This window comes from Caproicibacter fermentans (genome assembly GCF_014303955.1).
Classification (GTDB): domain Bacteria; phylum Bacillota; class Clostridia; order Oscillospirales; family Acutalibacteraceae; genus Caproicibacter; species Caproicibacter fermentans.
The window spans coordinates 926,652-947,439 of record NZ_CP060286.1 but is presented as its reverse complement, the minus strand read 5'-3'; the positions used below and the strand labels follow the sequence as shown (position 1 = coordinate 947,439).

At 50.4% G+C, this 20,788-nt stretch carries 16 protein-coding genes; all 16 read right to left on the bottom strand.

The genetic code is table 11. The features are described from left to right. Positions 1-35: 35 nt before the first annotated feature. The 16 genes from HCR03_RS04670 to HCR03_RS04595 all read right to left on the bottom strand — a co-directional run bounded on the left by HCR03_RS04670 (position 36) and on the right by HCR03_RS04595 (position 20,788). The gene (locus tag HCR03_RS04670) at positions 36-995 is read right to left on the bottom strand and encodes a hypothetical protein (protein WP_187036885.1); all 960 of its coding nucleotides are present in this window, start codon (positions 993-995) and stop codon (positions 36-38) included. Positions 996-1,125: 130 nt separating this feature from the next. Then, on the bottom strand, positions 1,126-1,353 hold the full coding sequence (locus HCR03_RS04665) for a hypothetical protein (protein WP_187036883.1): 228 nt from the start codon (positions 1,351-1,353) through the stop codon (positions 1,126-1,128). A 178-nt stretch (positions 1,354-1,531) separates the two neighbouring features. Continuing rightward, positions 1,532-1,801, bottom strand: a complete 270-nt coding sequence (locus tag HCR03_RS04660) for a hypothetical protein (RefSeq protein WP_187036882.1) — start codon at positions 1,799-1,801, stop codon at positions 1,532-1,534. A gap of 202 nt (positions 1,802-2,003) precedes the next feature. Then, entirely contained in the window at positions 2,004-3,377 is a 1,374-nt protein-coding gene (locus HCR03_RS04655; protein ID WP_228725104.1) for a peptidoglycan DD-metalloendopeptidase family protein, read from the bottom strand. 2 nt (positions 3,378-3,379) lie between these two features. Next, the gene (locus HCR03_RS04650; RefSeq protein ID WP_187036880.1) at positions 3,380-5,902 is read right to left on the bottom strand and encodes an ATP-binding protein; all 2,523 of its coding nucleotides are present in this window, start codon (positions 5,900-5,902) and stop codon (positions 3,380-3,382) included. Then, positions 5,899-6,501 (bottom strand): hypothetical protein, encoded by a 603-nt coding sequence (locus HCR03_RS04645; protein WP_187036878.1) that lies wholly within the window; start codon positions 6,499-6,501, stop codon positions 5,899-5,901. The genes HCR03_RS04650 and HCR03_RS04645 overlap by 4 nt, the downstream gene beginning before the upstream one ends. Continuing rightward, a complete protein-coding gene (locus HCR03_RS04640) occupies positions 6,470-6,769 on the bottom strand; it encodes a hypothetical protein (RefSeq protein WP_187036876.1) in 300 nt (99 codons plus the stop codon). The genes HCR03_RS04645 and HCR03_RS04640 overlap by 32 nt, the downstream gene beginning before the upstream one ends. Before the next feature lie 23 nt (positions 6,770-6,792). Further along, complete coding sequence (locus tag HCR03_RS04635) at positions 6,793-7,722, bottom strand: conjugal transfer protein TrbL family protein (RefSeq protein WP_187036874.1); 930 nt, start codon at positions 7,720-7,722, stop codon at positions 6,793-6,795. A gap of 12 nt (positions 7,723-7,734) precedes the next feature. Continuing rightward, positions 7,735-8,115, bottom strand: a complete 381-nt coding sequence (locus HCR03_RS04630) for a DUF3852 family protein (RefSeq protein WP_187036872.1) — start codon at positions 8,113-8,115, stop codon at positions 7,735-7,737. Between the two features lie 13 nt (positions 8,116-8,128). Then, positions 8,129-8,500 carry a DUF7768 domain-containing protein gene (locus tag HCR03_RS04625; RefSeq protein ID WP_187036870.1) on the bottom strand — a complete coding sequence of 124 codons (372 nt, stop codon included), beginning with the start codon at positions 8,498-8,500 and terminating at the stop codon, positions 8,129-8,131. Between the two features lie 81 nt (positions 8,501-8,581). Continuing rightward, entirely contained in the window at positions 8,582-13,894 is a 5,313-nt protein-coding gene (locus HCR03_RS04620) for an SNF2-related protein (protein WP_187036868.1), read from the bottom strand. 95 nt (positions 13,895-13,989) lie between these two features. Further along, positions 13,990-14,331 (bottom strand): TnpV protein, encoded by a 342-nt coding sequence (locus HCR03_RS04615; RefSeq protein ID WP_187036866.1) that lies wholly within the window; start codon positions 14,329-14,331, stop codon positions 13,990-13,992. An 858-nt stretch (positions 14,332-15,189) separates the two neighbouring features. After that, a complete protein-coding gene (locus HCR03_RS04610; protein WP_187036865.1) occupies positions 15,190-18,921 on the bottom strand; it encodes an Ig-like domain-containing protein in 3,732 nt (1,243 codons plus the stop codon). Positions 18,922-18,976: 55 nt separating this feature from the next. Continuing rightward, positions 18,977-19,510 (bottom strand): TadE/TadG family type IV pilus assembly protein, encoded by a 534-nt coding sequence (locus HCR03_RS04605; protein ID WP_187036863.1) that lies wholly within the window; start codon positions 19,508-19,510, stop codon positions 18,977-18,979. After that, positions 19,507-19,905, bottom strand: a complete 399-nt coding sequence (locus HCR03_RS04600; protein ID WP_228725103.1) for a DUF4320 family protein — start codon at positions 19,903-19,905, stop codon at positions 19,507-19,509. Before HCR03_RS04600 ends, HCR03_RS04605 begins: the two co-directional genes overlap by 4 nt. A gap of 10 nt (positions 19,906-19,915) precedes the next feature. Beyond that, on the bottom strand, positions 19,916-20,788 hold the full coding sequence (locus HCR03_RS04595) for a secretion protein F (RefSeq protein ID WP_187036859.1): 873 nt from the start codon (positions 20,786-20,788) through the stop codon (positions 19,916-19,918).

Here is a 20,788-nt window from a genome sequence, read left to right as displayed (position 1 = left end):
CAGTTTGCCACACACAACGCAGATTTTCTGATTTTTCATATTTTTGACCGGATAAATTCGCGCAGCACGTCGGATACATTCTGGCGCGGCTCCAAACTGGCGGCATATGCTTCAAAGGCAGCTTTTTCGGACGGGGTGACACGAAGCCGGAGAATCTCAGATAGACTTTCGTCGTTTTTTTCAAGACCGTAAAATGGATAAAGGGGCTTAGGTAAGGGGGAACCATGTTGCTTACGAGGATGCTCACCGTCATACGATTTAAGTGTAGCTGCATCAATGGCGCGCAACGGAGAGATAGAAAAAGATACGAGTTTGCCATCTGTCAATTCTGCCACAATACCTCCCGGCAAACTGTCAACATACCACGCGCCTGCAACAACAATAGGATTGTCTACTTTAGGCGGCTGCATGTAAGCGTTGGTTGATATCTGCTCGTTGTCTTTAAGGCGGCGAAACTTTCCCTTCCAGAGTTCTTCTTTCGCCGTGTCAACCGGTTCGCCATTTTTGCTAACAAGGCTGACTTCATCAATGCTATCAGGATAATAAGCGTAGTTCTCCGCTCCGCCGCGTAAAATATTAATATCGGACAAAATACCGACAGCTCCGTCAACGCACATATCAGGTGCAGATCCTTTGCGCCATGCGACTTCTAAAGTATAATCTCGACCTAATGCTGCTCCATCAGCAACCGCCTGTACAAATGCCTTAACGTCATTCAGTGTGCATTTAACGTCCCGCGGGAAAGAACCATCCTTAGGCCAATCGCGCGGAGCATGTGCGGCTAACACGGGAGTATTTACTGGATGGCTCCATCCATTACCGGCATTACCGGGATGCGGATGACCGGGTAATGCTTTATATTTGTAAAAGCCCCACCCAAATTTGCCGTCGTGTGCAGTGATGCTTAATCCCATCGGCTCGACAAGATTTTCACGTAACGCTTGAAGACCGGCGCGGATACCTGAAATAAGTTCTTTGCTTGGTGCGATTTTCATAAAAAATTCCTTCTTTCGCCCGTAACGCTGGGCTGCATTTTAAGTCACATTAGCCACGTTCCCGTGTTGCCCACCCTGCGCCTCGTGGAGGCTGTGCTGCGCAGAATTACCGCCCGAAGGCGGTGAGATATTAACGCATAATCACGGCAATTTCAAATCCGTCACTATAATTACGGCGATGTCCTCCGAGAACATAATCAAATTCTTTTGCTTCAGGATGCTGTGCCTTGGCACTTTCCATAGCCGCATAAAGATTGCTGCGTTTGTTTTCTGGGGCGGGCTGTCCGTGGGTATAGGATACTACTTGCCACCCATCCTTAAGGTATTTTTCAAGATTAGCTGAAAGAAATGATTTCATATTGGTTCCTCTTTCTGCCCTTATCGCCGGGCCGCGTTATTTGGTAGTCTTTCTTGACTACAATCATATGATACCATTCCAGAACAATTTCAGTCGGTATGGTTGATACACCATGCGCCGTTGATTAACACAAAATCAATCCTCCTAAAAATATGGGCCGGTTTCCCGGCCTAATTTCTTAGCCTTGTAATTCTTCTTCGGTTGGCTCAGATTTCAGAATCATGTAAGCTTCGCCTGTGCAGGTTTCAGTTGATAAATCATCATCTAATAGAAAATATGTGTTCTGGTCATCGCTGTCTTGATTGAACCGCACACCACGGTCTGCCAGCCAGTCACCGAACGTGTAACCGTCGCCAACAATGATATAATTCCGCTGCTGGTCAAATCCACAATCAGTTGTACCCAAATCAAAATGGTCTGCGTGGACATAAGTAATTTTCGTGCTCATAATGATTCCTCTTTCTGCCCTTGTCGCCGGGCCGCGTTATTTTGTTCATCCCTTTGGAACAATTATATGATACCACAATGTAGCCACAATGTCAATAGCTTTTTTCACTTTATCTCTAATATTCAAACATTTTAAAAGAGATATAGACGCGCCTAAAGCAGAGAAAAAACAACACTTTTTTTCTTTTCCCTGGCGTTGGTTCTTACAGGTAGGACAGGGGGTTCACGCTGGAGCCGTTGACCCGAATTTCAAAGTGGCAATGGTTGCCGGTGGAGTTTCCCGTGCTGCCGACCTTTGCGATGAGTTGTCCTTGCTGAACCGTTTGGCCGACGGAGACAAGCAGCTCCGAACAGTGTCCGTACATGGTCACAAGGGAAGAAGAATTGCGGATGATCACCAGATTGCCGTATCCGGAATAGGGATGAGTGGCAAACTGGGCGTAAATAACCGTTCCGGCCGCACTGGCATGGATCGGCGTACCCTTTGGGGCCGCAAGATCGATTCCTTTGTGAAACTCCGTCCCGCCGGTGATTGGGTCCGTCCGTTGTCCGAAGCCGGAGGAAATCGTAAACTTTCCCTTCTGAAGGGGGTAGATGAAAGTGCCGTCACCGGTGGTTGTGTTTTTGAATTCATCGTAATACCGCAGAACATGGCTGACATAATTGACATCGCCGTAACCTGACGTGTGAAACTTGCTGATTTCCATCTGAGAGAATTCCAACGCGTTTTCTGCGGTGTATCCGCCGCGGTCCAGCGCCCAGGAGATATAACCGTTGCCGAAATTGTAACCCTGAAGGGCAAGGCTGATACCGGATGTGTCGTCCGGAGATTTGCAATTTGCCGCTTTCAGGCAGCTTGCCAGATATTTAACGCCGATTTGGATGGAGTAATCTGGATCGGTGATTGCGTTCGGCGTATTCGGAAATTTCGTATTGTAAGGGCATTCGGAGCACTGCATCGGGTCGCTGCCGGAACCGCCGCTTTCCTGCTGCATCACGGCTTCCACCAAAGCTGCAAAATCGGATATGCCGTATTTTTTGCAATATTTCTGAATGGTACTGTAGTATTCCGTCACGCTTCCGGAAAGAATGTAGGAGCTGCCGCCGTTAAACAGTTGGGCAAGGGCTGTGATAGTATTGCGCTGCTGCGTACTGATTGAGATGCCGAATTTGTCCTCAATCCGGTCAAAAATTGATGTGTGGTCGGAAATAGCCTCTGTTATTTTTATCGGGTTCCCGTCTTCATCCTTTCCTTTAACAGTATGATAAAAGCAGGCGATCAGGCGCTTTCTTACAGTCTCCTTTTCCGGATACCGGTCGTTATCGAAGAGAACGATATAAGATGCGTAGAGCAGCTGAGTGCTAAGGTTTCCCTCATCGATTTTTTCCGATGCTTTCGTTACCAAAGGGGCAAACTCCGAAGCAACCGTGTTGTTGCCGTACCATTGCAGGTTGTGATTGGTTATGGTATGGTTGAGAGCCGACAAAAGCAGGATGAAACATACAGCGATGCCGATCAATGCGTTGCGTACTCGTTCATCCTTGAGAAGCGGCAGGAGCCTTAGAGCGACAGGCATGGCTATTTGCCTCCTGCCGCGCCGAACAGCTCCGCCTTATACTCAGGTGCCTCCACATGCAGGTGATACCGTTCGGTCCCGCATTTGTAGAGGCAGTAACCCTGATGGGATTCGGCGATCAGATCGTATTCGCATTCACGCACGGAAAGCAAACGCTGAAATTCTCTGACATCGCAGTTGTCGCCCGGATGGAACAAAAAGGAATGAGTCGGAATGGAAAGAAGCGGTTTTGTGTATGAAATGACTTCCGGCAGCATGAAATCTTCGACGTTCTGGCTGGCGAGAATGATTCCGGAATCTTTTTTACGGCCGCGCTTTGAGAACGAGCGTATGTAGTCGATTGCGATTTTATTGCCGAGAAACAGGTGCAGCTCGTCAATCGCGATTTCCGCGGCGCCTTCCGTCAGAAACTTGTGTGACATATAGGAGAGGATGTTCATGAACATTGCGTTTTTCAGGTTTTCATTGGTCGAGAGCATGTCCTTGACGCTGAAATCAATGAAGTCCGCGTTTGTGATGTTGGTATGGCCGTTAAAAAAGGTGCTTTCACTTCCGACACAGATCTCACGAAGGCCGAGTGTCAGAGTACGGAGCAGGTCTTTTGTGTAGAGCCGATTTTCGTCTTCACCATAATGTTCCAGTTCGTTTTGCGCCAGTGCGAACAAATCCGACAGGATCGGGTAGTCTTCCGGCTGAAGCTTTTCAAAGTCGGTCTCATCGGTGATGCTAAAATTCCGGTACAGTTTTTCCAGAAGGATTTCAAGGGTGTCGAGCTGATCGGACGGGAAATGCTTATATGCCTGAAAAAAATCACGCAGATATGCAATATGTTGGCTCAGACGTGTCTTTTTTCGAAACGCGGCGGGTGCGCTTTTGTCTTCATCCGCCTTGTCGGTCCAGAGCCTTGGCTCCAAAACATTGATGAAATATTTGCCCGCCATCATGTCGATGTAGCAGCCGCCCGTATTTTCGGTCAGGTCTTTATACTCATCGTCAGGATCAAGGATGTAGAACTTTTTGCCCATTTGACGGAACAGGGTAATGATGAGTTTGAGCAGATAGCTTTTGCCTTCGCCTGTGTTGCCCAAAATCAGAATATGCCCATTTGTTTTATCCAGGCTGCGCCGGTCAAAGTTGACAATGATGTTTGTCCCGTCCACGTCCCGGCCGATAAACATTCCGTCCGGATCCGTTTTGCCGGAGTAACAAAAAGGATAAAGGTTTGCAACAGAAGAGGACGGGAGAATCCGTTCAAACTGAGACTTGAATTTATTGCTCCCAAACAGATTCATTGTAAGAAAGCCCTCTTTTTGCTGAATCCAAAGCCGGTCGTAAACGATTTTTGTACGGGCGAAAAAGGAGATGACGTCATTCTGCAATTTTGTCAGGTCTTCTATGGAGCGGGCAACCAGTTCCAGAAAAACAGCGCAGTGCATAAGTTTTTCTTTTGTTTGATGGAGGCGTTTCGCCATCACTTCCATGTCATTCAGGTTGTCGGCGGCTTCGGTTGAATCCTGGATGCTGTGGGCGTTATGCAGGCTGAAACGGTTTTTTCGTTCCGCTTTGAGAAACAACTTGCGTTCTTCGAACGGCGTCACCGGACGGGTGTAGATCCGTAAGGTGACGCCGTTCATCTCGCCCAGCTCTTTGAGCAGTGCCTTATCTTCGGTGGAGGTCGGATATTCGCGGATGACCCATACGCATCGAAAGGTATTTCCACAGACAAAAAAGTCCTGATGAGAAAAGTCAATGGCAGAAGGCATGATCATATCAAGAAAATCCTGTATTTCGTCGGGATATGCTTGAGGGGCGGCAGTCCGTTTTTCTTTTGCCGGTTTCGTTTTCGCCGCTTTTGACTTTTTTGCGGAAAACAGAGGAATCACGTTCTTTTTTTGCTTTTCTGTTTTTGCTGGTTTCAAGAGCTTTATTGAGGGTTCTTCCTCCGGCGTATCTTCCCGGTAGTCCTGCTGCGGTCCGTTTTCTTCAATCACATCGCCGCCAGTTGCATTGGAAGCGGTCATTCTCCAAAAGCCGGCGAGGTTTTCGTCTTTTGGCCGACCGAGCCCTTTTTCATAGATCTCAGCCAGAGAGCGCTCAATTTGTGGGTTCGGTGATTTTTGCTCGGCCTGCGAAAACAAACGAAACGCTTTCTGATAAAGTTGGTTTGCCGAATCCGGGTCACGGTCGATCCCAATACCGGCATCGCATAGCTTTGCGGATTCGTAGCACGCGAAGCAAATATCGGAACGAGCCGCTTTTGAAAGCCACATGGCGGCTTTCGTGCTGTTTTGCGGCATCAGCTTTCCATGCAGATACATCATGCCGAGGGCATATTGCGCATATTTGTCTCCATTGTTTGCCGCGGTGAAATACCAGTCCGGACCGTCCTGAAGGTCGGCGCAAAGAACGGCCTGACGCTGGTTGTCATCGGAGAAAGCCGCCTGCCGGTACCAGTGTAAAATGAGGTCTTCATCAGTTTCTTTCTGTGGCGTCTCTTTCGGTTCCGGATCCATTAATGCGTTCATTTTTTCATCTCCAGTACTTTCAAATGGTTTTCTCCGTCAAAATCCTGTGAAGTGTCTTCGTAAATATCCTGTTCGAGGTTGATGGCGAGACAGCGTTTCAAATCGTTTTTTGATGCGATGCGGGTTGCGAAGCTGTTGTTTTTAAAAATCTGCACCGCCTTATTTAAAACCATCTCCACATGTTCCATGGAATCCCGCGGCGAAAAGTGGAACGCAGCCATGAATTCACGGCTTGTCGCCATTTTGATTTGTATGTCATCCAGAAAGCGGAGATCCTGCTGATCCAGCTCGCGCAGTTTCTGATTGCGTTCGGATGATTCCAGATTTCTGATGAAGTGTTTGTTTTGGTCATAACTCTGAGTCGAATTAATGCAGATATAGTCGGCGGTTCCGATTTCCTCATGGATTGCCGTAAGCCGCTTGATTTTGCCAACGACTTCATTGTCCGGTAAGATGGATAAATTTGACGGCGTAAGAATTAAAAAAGCCGTTTTCTCGCCGGAATAATTCATGAGGCAGCAATCCTTGATGGATGCCGCCCCGATCAGTTTCCGTACAGACAGTTTTTTATTTTTTTTCAGTTTGTCCTGCAGACTCATGTTGTCCCTCCTGCGACCACATAAAGACCTTTTGGTCCGTAATAAAATGACGCCCGACTTTTTGTAAAAATTCCAGCACGCTGATATCTTCAAGGCGCAGGGTTAAAATTGCGTAGAAGATTACAGGAATAGGGGGAAAGATTGAAAGCCAATAAACTGCTACGATCAACGAAATTGATAGAAAAGTGGCAATAATGGAGATGTCCCGAATCGTCCAAAGGAGAAGAGTCGGCGGAGCCTCCAGATTGTCCGGATAATAAAATTTCATATTTCTTGAACCTCCCGGTACCATTATCGTCCAATCGCTTTTACCAGCGACATTGCGGAACGCGCGGCGTAGGATACTTGTGTGAAATTGGAGCGTACGGACGTTTCAAGGCCGTACCGTCCGGCAATCCGCGGAACCTCCGCCGCTGCCAGCATGACCCCGGTCCCGACTACCATCTGAGTTTGGAATACCATCAGGCCAAGGGCCAGCAAAAGATTTTGCAGAAATGAGGTGAAGCAAATGCCGAGAATCTGTCGGTACCAACCTGTAAATCCATCCGAATATCCCATCGCAAGAGACATGATGTAAAAGGGGCAGGTGCAAATTTGTATCATAAGAATTCCCCCGCGTTTTAAGTTGCCGAACAAAACCTTGAAAAAGCCATAGCAAAAAGCGATGAGAAATAAAAGATTCATAAAAGTCGGGATATGCTGGGAACTAGAGGAACCTCCTCCGGCGAGGGATCCAATCACGCTCAAAACCGGATTGCTGGCAATCATCGCCGTAAAGAAGCTGGATATGCTGCTGATGAGCGAATTCGATGTATCAGAGCCTGCGGCTGTGTTTGAGTTATTGATCAGCAGGCTGCCGCCGTTGATAAGCCTGCTGATAGCACTTTCCGTGGAGATGGACAGCTGGAATACTTTTACCGGAACTGTTGTGAAAAGGGCCGTAACCATCATGGCTTTAATAATATTGGACAGCGTTTCAACGAAGTTGGATTTTCCGGAATCGTATCCGATTCCGAATTGCGCAATGGCGATTACAATTCCGATTAACAGAACGGTGACGCCGATCCACCAGAAAAACAATAAGATTGCCTTGACGATTGCGTTGTCGAACAAATCCGCACCCATATTCCCAATGTATTGAGTGAAATCATTCAGGCTGTTAATTAACAGATAATAGACCCAAGTGAAAAGCTGGTCCATGGAATTTCCATAAGTAAACACGGTATCACTTCCTTACGCTGGACTGCCCCAATGGATTACTCCCCACATCCAGATAGAGACAGTCATGGTGAAGATAAGCGTCAACAGTAAGATTCCGGAATGCGTCCAGTCCAGCTCACCGGCGCGGCGGTAATTGTGGACAGAAGACACGATGCTGATAATAAGCCTGATGAGTATATAAACATCAATGAGGGGAAGGACGACATAATCAACGAGTTTTTCAACTTGGGGCTGTATATAGTTCGTAAAAACATTAACAATGGGTCCCGCAATGTCAACCGTGTCCGTTGCGGCAAAAACCGGCATGGAGAAAACTGGAGCGATCAGGGCAAGCATCAGGGAAACCATAAGTACTTTTTTTAGCTTCGATTGAAATCTTGGATTTTTGATCATGAGTAACACTCCTTTATAATTCAAACTGCAGATCCGCCTCATCCGGTTCGAGAGGCGTTTCCTGATGAATATTGAAATCCGGTAAAAGCCGGATGGGAATCTGCGAGATATTCGCTTCAATAATTTCCTGTTCCATCCCTTCCGTGATAACGGAGCCAAAGACCCAGAGTTCGTCACACCGTCTTAGCAGCTCCAAACCCATCTTTAGCCCGACTTCACGTTGAGAGGGAACGTCATCGTCCAGGTATTGCGTAAAGATGGTGTGCGGCGCCAAGGGAATCACGCCCATTTGGGCGGCGTATTCGCAGTATTCCACGGCATTTAGACGGTTTCGTTCCATGACTCCATGATAAGGAGAACAAATATACACCAGTTTTTCAAACAACCAATCTCATCTCCTTTCAAATTCGCAAGCGTTTGCGAATTTCAATAAAACCGCGGCCGGGATTTCCCGGCCGCACAATGTTTACATGCCTAAATCCATTTCATTTTCTTCCACCTCGGTTTCAGATTCCTGTTGAATCGGTTCCGTGTCCAGAACCACCTCCTTGTCGGTTCCCATTTCATTGGAAAGTTCGATATTCAACTTGTCGAGCCGCAGAGTTTTTTCGCTGAGCTCATCTTCATGGTCCCACGGGATTTTAAGCTGTGTTTCCAGTTCCGACATTCTCTGTTTGGATTTCTCAATTTCTTTCCTGCAGGCAACGATTTTTTGATCCATCTCCTTGAGAGTATTATCTAAACGCGTCGTGCAGCCGACGGCGCTGTCTCCCATTGTGACCACATGCCGGGCGCTCCCGCAGAGGACGATGGAATGGGTCCGGGAAAAAGAGCTGTAGGTCAGCTCGAGCCGAAACCCCCGGTACATGCCGATCGGCAGATATTCGCCGTCCGTCCGGTAGGCGTTCGCTTTTTGCAGGATGATTTCACCGGCTGTTTCACGCTTGTCGTAATTTTTTCCAAACAGATCGATTTCAAATTCTTTCTTGGAGCTTTTGTTCCTGAGTTCAATATCCCGTTCCAGATTCTGAATTGCCTGTTTGTTTCTGGCGACGCGCTGCGGGCCAAATTTCAGCAGCTCATCCTCCATCATGTACTTCTCGGAATTAAACTGGGCTTTCAGAGCGTTCAACTCGGCTACACGGACGCGGAGTTCTTCCCGTTCCTTGATGCGGGGATCCTTGGTAGAAAGCATTTTTACAGTTGCGTAATCCAGTACGGTGTCGTCGATGTCCTGTGCGTGACGTTCCACGCAGCGCCCGGAGGATACCTGCGAGATAAACTTCTGCTTCTGTTCGAGAATTTGCCATGAAAACGCGTCAAAGGTCCCCTCCGTTACATAGCGGTATTCACCGACTTCGTCGTTTTCATTGCCCTGACGGAAAGCGCGTCCATTGCGTTGTTCCAGATCGCCCGGACGCCAGGGCGCGTCCATATGGTGGATTGCTACAATTTTTCTTTGCGCGTTGGTTCCGGCACCCATGCGGGAAGTGGAGCCAAATAGAATTCGGACTTTGCCGGCCCGCATGTCCGCGAATAACTGTTCCTTTTGCTTTTCCGTGTGCGCGTCGTGAATAAAGGCGACCTGATTTTCCGGAATGCCCATTTGAATCAGTTTCGATTTCATGTCGTCGTACACGTTGAATCTGCCGTCGTAATGGGGTGTGGAAAGATCACAGAAAACCATTTGAGTTCCTTGGACTGACTCGCTTTCTTTCCAGATTTCATGGATGTTTTGAACGGCCAGATTGACCTTGCTTCCCGAAAAATCCTCATAGGACGGGTCGAGAATCCGCATGTCCAGCGCGCCGAACCGGCCCCGGCTGGTTTCCTTCAGCGCGTTGTCCTCGGACGGGTCCACCTCTGCGTTATGGATCCGTTCAAAACATTGAATAATGTCTTTGACCAGTTCCTGCTGGTCGGGGCTTGGTTTTGCGACGACGATCACAGGCTTGCCGCCCTTCATTTTCGGGACGGGGAGCTTTAACTGTTCCGCCGTCTGAATATCTGCAACGAGAGAGTAGAGGTTCATCAGCTCGGGCAGGTTTACAAATTCCGCGAACCGGGTCCGGTAACGGTATTTGGTTCCGTCCGGCGTCAGCTCGAGCGAAGATACTTTTCGACCGTACTGCGCGGCCCATGCGTCGAAATGCTCGAATCCCATTTCCTTCAGCTTGTCGTTTTCCAGATAACGCATCATAACATACAACTCTGACATGCTGTTGGAAACCGGCGTTCCGGTCGCAAACACAATGCCGCGCTGCCCGTGATTCAGTTCATTGACGTATTCACACTTTATCAGCAGATCTGTGGACTTAAGGGCATGGCTCTGAGAAATACCTGCGACATTGTTCATTTTTGTCGCGATGAAGAGGTTCTTGTAGTACTGCGCTTCGTCGATAAAGATCTGATCGACGCCGAGTTCCTCAAAGGTGAGAAGGTCGTCCTTTTTACTTTGGTCGGATAAACTTTCCAACTGCTCTTCCAGAGATCTTTTGGTGCGCTCCATCTGTTTGATGGTCCAATCCTCGTCCCCTTCAGACTGCGCAATTTCCATCGCATCGACGATAGAATCGACTTGCTGTTTGATCATCCGTTCCTGGCGCTCCGGGCTGACAGGGATCTTTTCAAAGCTGGTGTTGGCAATGACGACCGCATCATAGTCCCCGGTCGCGATGCGGCTGATCAGGCGCTGCCGTTTTGAGCGTTCAAAATCTTTTTTGGTTGCCAGCAAAACGTTTGCGCCCGGATACAGCCGGAGAATGTCCGCGCCCCACTGATCGATCAGGTGGCCGGGAACGACAAACATGCTTTTATTGCACAGCCCCAGGCGTTTCCCTTCCATTGCGGCCGCAATCATCGTGTAGGTTTTCCCCGCGCCGACGCAGTGTGCCAACAGGGTATTCCCGCTGCTGATAATCCGGGCGGCGGCATTGCGCTGATGGGTGCGGAGGGTGATTTCGGGATTCATGCCGGGGAATGTCAGATAACTGCCGTCGTACTGGCGCAGCCGGATGTTGTTGTAAACATCGTTATACTTTCGGACCAGCCGTTCCCGGCGGTCGTGGTCGCGGAAAATCCAGTCCTCAAATTTCTGCTCGATGATTTTTTGTTTTTCCCGTGCCGCGGCGGTTTCTTTTGAATTGATTTCATAGGTGTCGTCGGCTTTCCGGTCACGAATAGTCGGCGTTTTTTGGTTCAGAGACAGCTCGATCAGTTCATATCCGTTGATCCGGTGCGTCCCGAACGTTTTGCTCGCGGTGATGTCGGAGGACATCAGGGAGTGGGAAATGCCGTTGATTTTCCAGAGTGCTTCGGAGGGAAGATACAGAACCTTGAAATTTTTGGCGTACTCCGGCGGATTCAGTAAATCGGTGACAAACTGTTTGACATCCCCGGATTCCAGCAGAGGGGAGCCGAGACGGATGTCAATCTGAGAGGCGTTGAGATCCTCCGGCTGAACTTTTATAAGGGCGTTGACGTTCGCTTGATACTGCGGGTCCTTTTCCGCAATCTCCTGAGCAATTTTCAGCTTTGCCCGGACGTTGCCGGACAGATATTCGTCCGAGGTCTGATAGGCCCCGTCAATCGGGTCCTTGAAAATGATTCCTTCCAGATCCCGAATTATCTGATCTTCCGGTTTGCCGGTAAGGGAAGCAATATAGGAAAGATCGACGCAGCCCTTTTGGTTTAGCGAATGGGGGAGAGCTTCCACAGCCGTATCTACGTGTGTAACGGCCTGAGGGGGGCGGATGGTTCTCTTGGTGAAGATGGCGGCTTTGGTGACGCTTTTGTCGTCATCGATATTTTCAAGACTGCAAAGAAGCGGATAGTCGGAATCGGAATTGAACGCCAGCCGGTTGCCGGTTCCAATAATCGGGCCGTATTTTCGGGTGAATGTATCATACAGGCGGTTCAGGGTGCTTTGTGTTTCCTTGATTGCCTGATCCGGGAAATCGTTGCTCTGAACGCGGATGACTTCCCGCATGGCGTTCCGGATTCCGATCATGCCGCGGATGCGCTTATCCCGGGTGCCGGTGAATTCTTTCAGAACCATTTCACTGTTTTCCCGGTAATAGATGCAGCCGTCATCGGCTATGGTATAGCTGAAATTTTTAACATTCGGATCAGCCGGAATGGTGACGGCATGATCGTCATCCTCAAGATCAACGACAGGTTCTTCATACGTTCCATGCAATTCTGAAACGGCAACCGGCAGTTCCTCGCGCCAATCCAACTGAGGATTCGGCTGGAGAGTAGTTTCCTTGGCGTTGCCGTACATCCGGTCGTCGAACGCCATTGTTCCGAGCATCATGTCTGGGTGATCGGCAAAATAGGTGTTGACCGGGATCCCGCCGTCGAGATAAGTCAGGTTGACCCATTCCGGTTCGATGTCAACCATGCGTTCCCGTTTTTTTAGGAAAATCAGGTCCGCGGTGACTTCCGTGTTTGCCTCCGTCTTCATCATGGTGTTGGGAAGACGGATGGCGCCGATCAGCTCCGCGCGCTGCGCGATATATCGGCGCACCGCCGGATTTGCCTTGTCCATCGTCCCTTTTGAGGTGACAAATGCAATCATTCCGCCGGGCCGTACTTTGTCGAGCGTTTTCGCAAAGAAATAGTCGTGAATCAGGAAATTGTGTTTCGCGTAGCGGGGATCCGGAACCTTAAACTCACCGAAGGGGACGTTCCCGACGGCGATGTCAAAGAAATTGTCGGGAAACGCCGCTTTTTCAAAGCCCCGGATCTGGATATGCGCTTTTTGGTAGAGCTGCTGCGCGATTCGTCCGGTCAGATTGTCCAGTTCGACGCCGAACAGTTTACTGTTTTTCTCCGCGCGCTCGGAAAGAAAACCGAAAAACCGGCCTGTGCCGCAGGCCGGTTCCAGAATATTTCCCCCGGTGAATCCGAAATCCTTCAGCGCGGTGTGGACGGCCTGAATGACGGCGGGAGGCGTATAAAAAGCGGTGAGGGTCGAAGCCCTCGCCGCTTCATATTCTTCCGGAGTGAGAAGCTCTTTCAGCTCCTGATATTCCTCGCTCCATTTTTCATTGTTTTTATCGAATACCTGTGGGATACCGCCCCACCCGACGTATTTGGAAAGCACGGTCTGCTCGCTGGTGTCGGCCAGACGGTTCTCGCTTTCCACTTTCTTTAACGTTCGGATGGCCTCGACATTGAGCCGATAGTGCGTTTTCTGTCCGCCGGTCACTTCCTGAAGGTCGTAATAATGATAATTTTCAGGCGGAAAGTTTCTACGCGATTCCAGATATACGGCTTCCGCGCCTTTCAGCATTTCGTCAATATGCTTTTGCTCGGCGGGATCGTTTAATCTGCGCTTGACTTCTTCCGTGTCAATCGCAAAGAAATCCTCCATTCCTTCCGGTACGGAATCGGAGGGCTTTTCCGGAAGTTCTTCCGGTATGGTTGGTTGGGCTATTTGTGGCTTCGCCGGGGCGCTGGCGGGCAAGTCGAACAGGGAAAGCTGCTCCGTGCGCTGGATCGGTGCCGGAGTGAGAAAGCGCCCTTCGGAGATGAGAGTGCGGATTTCCCTCTGCACCGTATTCCATGTGACAGATCGGGAATACTCCCCTTCCGGCAGATAAATATTGATCCGAAGCCCTTTTCCACTGTAGTCACAGAACCCTGATTTTCCGTTTGAATAAGTGATTGAGCCGCCTTCAATACCAAAAAGATCTTTTAGAAAGGCAACGGCATCTTTTGCGGTCGGATTTCCCGTATAAAAATCTGCAATTTCCTGCCGCCTTTCCAAATTCATGTTCACCAGTGCCGAATAAAGGTATATGTCCGAAAAATCGTCTTCGCTGACAAAAGCACTGTATGCCGGATCTCCGTTTAAAATGTCAGGATTTTCTACGCTTTCCGGTAAATCACGTCGTTCAGCGTAATTTCCCGTGCCTGTTGATATAGATTGTTGTTGTACTGAATTAACTTCATCGTGTCGTCCGTCTCCGGCGGTGGGCTGCTTTGCCGGAGCTTCTCCAGAATGACTCCCTCGTACCGGTTCGCCTCGTCCTCCATCCGATGGCAGAATTTCATCAACTTCTGATTGAACAGAAGAACCGCGTACCTCCCCGGCTGGGTCTCCTTCAGGTATTCCTTGAACATGGTCCCGTAGTAAGTCAGGGGATCGCTGGGGGCGGTTGTCAACTGCGGGTACAGGTATCCGCCTTGCTCTTTGTACTGAATGTCCATGCTGCATTCTCCTTTTCTGAATTTGTTGTTCATGCCGGATTTGGAGGATTGAGCCTTCTATCTGGCGCAAAAGCGTTTCGGACTCCGACGACGCCGCATAACCGAGAATCGTGAGAAGATCTTTTTCACGGAAAAGAGGCAAGCCGTCAAAAATCAGGGAATCCGGAATGCTGCTCTCCGGAGCCGCCCGACTGTAAACCATGCAGGTGATGCAGTCGGAGAGAAACTCCCGGACTTCTCCGTCAATTTCATTTGCTGTCATTCCTTCCAGGCTGGTTCCCTCAATGTTTTGAAGGAGATCGTCTAAATAGCGTCCTGAACAATTTTGAACAACAGCTTCGATTATATTCTGCAAGCGCAGGTCAAATGTGTCGCTTTCCGGGGGAATCCCATATCTTTCTTCAAGATCAGAAAGGACGGTTTCATGGTCTTCCTGATTGAATTTCCATGGTACGGGCAGGGTCTTGGGGCTGCCGTTGGTATCGCTGACATCAAAAACATAGGACAGCTTAACCTGACTTTTCCCGTCGATCAGGATGGGGACCCCTTTCGCCCCTGCGTTGACTCTTCTGCCCACGCGGTTCCAGATTTCAAGCGATGCCATTGCGGTTGCGTCCGGGCGATGGGCGTAAATAAGAAGTTGCGCGGGAAAGGGGTATTTGTAAAATCTGGACGCCGCTTTTAAAAAGTCCGCCCATTGACGCGGCCCGGCGCTGACTTCCTGAGCGGTTTGAGATATTTGCTGCGAAATGTGCTGAATCTTTTCCAACATCTTTTTCTGATTCCTCCAACATTTACTAAATCATTCGTTTAGAGCAAGGGGCAGCCGGAAACAAAATCCGACTGCCTTTTGTGTAATTACGGAGACTCTGTCCCGGATGCGTTAAGCAATATTTTTCTGCCGTGTGTGTACAAATAAACCCGTGCGTACCCTTCATTATGTATGGAGATTTCAGTTTCAACATCTAAGTTAACACTAGACAAAACTGTGTCTGCAGAGAATGTATAAACCTTGTTCGAATTGTGCTGATCTGTGAATGCAATTTTATAGTCAGTGTCATTGTTAATTGAAGTACGATACCAACGATATTGTGGATACGAACTTATTGGGACTGCTACTTCAATTTTATCGCCTGATGAAATTGATATTGGCGTATTAAAGGTGTACGTTACGCCAACATGTTCGTGACTATTGTGTGACTCAAAAATATAGTAAATTGATTTGTCAGGATCATCTTGGTGCACATGCACCGAAGAAAATCCGCTATGGTAAGTCTCTGGAGTCCATGTAATCGGTACCGTAACAGCACATTGGCAAGTGTAGTTTCCATCACGCGTGGTTGCTGTAATTGTTGTCGTTCCAAAGCCTATCGAAGTCACTTTTCCGTACTCGTCAACCGTTGCAACGGATGGGTTGGAGGACGACCAAGTCACGTTTTTGTTTGATGCGTCCACAGGTGTAATCGTGGCCGTCAGCGTTTCGAATTCTCCGGGAGCGATTGTTGTTGAAGTGTGATTCAGCGTAATTCCGGTAACCGGAACTTTTACGGTTACCGTACAACTCGCCGCAAATCCGCCGTCTTTGGCCGTGACGGTTATCGTTGCGGTTCCGCCGCCGACTGCTGTCACTTTTCCGCTGGAATCCACCGCAGCGACGGATGGATTGGACGATGTCCATGCAACGGCTTTATTCGTCGCGTCCTCCGGCGTGATCGTCGCCGTCAAGGTGGCCGCATTTCCTTTGATTAGGGACAGCGTGGCTTTATCCAGGCTGATTCCGGTTACGGGAACGACGACTGTTACGGTACATTGCGAAGTAAAACCGCCGTTATGGGTAGTTGCCGTGATTATTGCAGTTCCGGCGCTAATGGCTGTAATCCGACCGGCATTGTCTACTGTAACTACAGACGAATTGGACGTTGACCATACGATAGCCTTGTCGGTTGCGTCAGCAGGAGAAATGGTCGGAATCAGATCTCTGGTTTTGCCCCGTATAAGCGTCAAATTGGATTGGTTAAGTGTAATCCCAGTAACCGGTACTTTTACGGTTACCGTACAACTCGCCGCAAATCCACCGTCTTTGGCCGTGACGGTTATCGTCGCAGTACCGCCGCCGGTTGCCGTTACTTTTCCGTTGGAATCTACCGCAGCGACGGATGGATTGGACGATGTCCATGCAACGGCTTTATTCGTCGCGTCCTCCGGCGTGATCGTCGCCGTCAAGGTGGCCGCATTTCCTTTGATTAAGGACAGCGTGGCTTTATCCAGGCTGATTCCGGTTACGGGAACAACGACCGTCACCGTGCAATTAGCCGTAAATCCACCGTCATGGGAAGTCGCCGTGACCGTCACGGTTCCGGCACTGACGGCCGTGATCTGTCCGGCGTTGTCCACTGTGACGACGGACGGGTCGGAAGAGGTCCACGAAACCGCTTTGTCGGTTGCGTCATCAGGAGCAATCGTCGGAATCAATTTGCCGGTTTTGCCCCGCGCAAGTGTCAGGCTGTTCTTGTCGAGTGTAATTCCCGTAACCGGTACTTTTACGGTTACCGTACAACTCGCCGCAAATCCGCCGTCGTTGGTTTTTGCGGTTATCGTCGCAGTACCGCCGCCGGTTGCCGTTACTTTTCCGTTGGAATCCACCACAGCGACGGATGGATTGGACGATGTCCATGCAACGGCTTTATCGGTCGCGTCCTCCGGCGTGATCGTCGCCGTCAGGGCATTCGCGTTTCCTTTGATTAGGGACAGCGCAGTTTTATTCAGACTGATTCCGGTTACGGGAACGACGACCGTCACCGTGCAGTTAGCCGTGAACACTCCGTCGTTGGATGTTGCCGTGATTGTTGCGGTTCCGGCACTGACGGCCGTGATCTGTCCGGCGTTGTCCACTGTGACGACGGACGGGTCGGAAGAGGTCCACGAAACCGCTTTGTCGGTTGCGTCATCCGGGGATATGGTAACCTCAACAGCTGAGGATGTGGTATTAACCGGCAGAACGAGAGTAGTTTGATTGAAAGAAATCCCCGTCACTGGTACTGTTACCGTAACGGTACACTGAGCGCTGTGTTTGCCGGTCTGCGCGGTGACAATGGCCGTGCCGCCCTCTACGGCTGTTATCTTGCCGGAGCTGTCAACTGTTGCGACGGTTTTATCAGAGGACGACCAGGTTACCGTCTTGTCTTCCGTGGTGTCTTCCGGCAGCACCTGGGCGGTCAGATTATGTCCTTCTCCTTTCTTCAGGCTCAATTCCGTATCGCTCAGATCAAGTTCCGAGATTGAGACAACGGTTGTCACTTGACAGCTTACCGATATGGCACCGTCTCCGACAGAGGCGGTAATGGTAGCGTTCCCCGCCGAAATTCCGGTGACCTGTCCGGAATCGTCAACTGTTGCGATGGCGTTGTCCGAAGTTGCCCAAAGCACTTTATCTGTGCTGTCCGGAGGGTCGAGGGTCGCAACCAGAGCGATAGTTTTTCCTCGTTCGACCGGCACATCGGATAGACTTAATGTAACTTTTGTCGCCGGGACGGATACTGTCACCTTACAAGCTGCGGCTTTTCCGTTTGAAGCCGTGGCCGTGACGGTCGCCGTGCCGCCCTCGACGGCGGTCACCTTGCCGGAGCCGTCAACCGTCGCGACGGATTCATCCGAGGACAACCAGGTGACAGTTTGATCCGACGCGTCATTCGGCGTCACAGTAGCTACCAAAGCTGCGGAAGTTGTTGATTTGATCAGCGACAGTTCCGAATGGTTTAATTTGATTCCCTGTGTGGGGACGGATACCGTCACCTTGCAGACGGCGGTTTTTCCGTTGGAAGTCGTTGCCGTGACGGTCACCGTGCCGCCCTCAACGGCGGTCACCTTGCCGGAGCCGTCAACTGTCGCAACGGATTTATCCGAAGACGACCAGACGATGGTTTTGCTCTGCGTCGTGTTGGATGGAGTGATCGTAGCCGCAAGTGCGGTGCTGGCGCCCTTTACAAGCTTCAGATCAGAATGGTCCAGGCCGACGCCGGTGATGCTGACCGAACGGTGATGATGGGAGCTGCCGTCCGAATCGTCCGATGATCTGCCGGGGGATGAGGAAGACGGATCACTGTCGGAAGAATTTGTAGGGGTCTGACCGGATGGATCCAAAGAGTCGGAACCGGATGATGCCGGAGCAGCGGATGAAGCACTGCTTTTGGCATCGCTTGCTGAATCTGTCACAGATACCGGTTGAATGGAGATGACCGCTTGTGATGTTCCGGCTTTTATGGCTGACGAACCGGAAGTGTTGCCTCCGTCTATGCTTACGGTCCCCGTTCCATCGGCGGTACCGGGAGAACCTGATGAACTGCCAATGCCGGGAAAGGTGCCGATCGGAGCAATATAGACGGATCCGGCGTCTTCATCATATTGAGCTGATATCGTTCCGCCACTGAATAAGGTGTCCTTCGCCGCCGACTCCGATGAGGGCTTAGACGTGCCGCCCGGAGAGAGCCAGGGGAGAACCGAGGATGCCGCGTTCACCGTCAGGCTGAGAAACACAATGCCGAAAATCAGCAGCCCGCATAGGATCAGGATGTGATTTCTGAGCTTTTTCATAGAAAACTTCATACCTCCTGTAAATAATAAAAGAAGCGGGCAAACCGTCCGCTTCTCAGAATTTGGGCATATATCCGGCCTTTACGGTCAACCGGGCGTGCATGGGGGGAACCCCGTCCCAGTGGAACATCCACGGAACCTCCAACTCGACTTCCGCCGTGCAGGTAAGCTGCCCGGTGTCCTTGCCGTCCGGGGCAAACGGCGCGTTGGTCATCTGTGCGGACAGGCCGGACAGACGGAAATTGACGTCGGAACCGGCATATTTTACAACGGCGTCGCCGCTTTTTTCTGTGCCGAGACTTTTGTCAAGCCGGTCGTAGATGTCGGTGGAGGAGAGACTTTCGGCCCAGTTCCCGCCGGAGCGTTTGTATCCGCCGGAATATCCCTCGCGGACCCCGTCGTACAGACCGGCGTTTTGTTCCGTACATGCTTCCACAACCGCCGCCTGTAACGCATCCCGGGTATGCGCGGCGGTGGACTGCAGCCGGGAGTATTCCATCAGAGCGCAGGAGAAAAATAACAGGAGAAATACGACTCCGGCGGCGGTGACGACTCCGGAGCCGCGCCGGTCGTTCCAAAACTTCCTCATTTTTTCCAGTACACCTCGCTTCTGCCGGACGCTTTGGCGGAAATCGGAATCGGGATGGAACCTAAACCGGCAAATAACCCGATGTTTTTGGTCACGGTACAGGTGACGGCGACCGTATCTCCTAATTGTATTTTGCCGGTGTCCGACCACTCGATTTTCGGGGACAGGCCGGTGTTGTCCGTCAGCTCCCGTTCCCGATCCGTGGTTTCCTGTCCCACCCGGCCGGAGATCTCGGCCGTACGGCACAGCTCCTGCGCATAGGTGTTTAAATCTTGTTTCGCAAGAAAGACGGGATATAGATGGAACAGGAATACCGCGATAACAACTAGCGAAGCAAGCAAGACGGTTGTGGCGTCAATGGTTGCTTCCCCTCTGGATGATTTGAGAAACTTCACTTGACTCACCTCAAATCCCGAGTCCCTGAACCAGGGAATAGGCGTACAGAATTAGAACGCCGATAACGGTCAGCATCAGGCAGCCGAACATCAGGAACGAATATCCCTGAATTTTTCCGGGCCGTTTTGCTGCAATCAGGTTGAGATTCTGGATTTCCGTATTCTTGAAATCGTGCTCCAGCATTTGAAAGTACATAACGCCGTTGTCGCCCTGTAAAACCATCTGAAGGCCGCGGACGATTTCCCCGAGCATTAAACTTCCGACTCTCCGGTCCATCCGGATCAGCGCTTTTTCCGGGGAACCGGAGCGCATGTCGGCCAGCGTGATCTGCAGTTCCTCACGGAATTCCGGTGTGGTGCTGGGGAGAAACGACGTCAGCATCGCGATCACGTCGCGGTTGGACTGTAATTCCTGAGCGATCGTGGCCGCCAGACGCGGAAGATCCGCTTCGATCTTTTCCCGCGCCGCCTTTACGGCGCGGTCAAAAGAAGAAATGTCCTGAAATAACATGTAAATGGCGTATCCGATCACGGCAAGGGACAAAACCGGGGAAATCAGAAACAGGATTGCCGCCGTCAAAAGCCACAGCGAGAAATTGACAATGATTTTCGCAATATGGGTTTCCGGGGTCAGGCCGTTGCCGATCAGCCGCAGCTTCGCGGCAAGATCGTCTTTTCGTTCCTGTTCCAGATGGATGAGTTTTGAAATCCGCATGGAGAGCTTTAGGACCATGATGTGAATCAGGCTTCCGCTGCGCACTTTCGGCTGGGCGATCCGCAGCGAAGCCAGCGTGGTGCCGATCGTCGGCAACCGGGCCGCGCCGCACAGCAACAGGTAAAAGGCGGCAAATAAAGACAGAAAAAACAGAATGAGCAAAGTCAA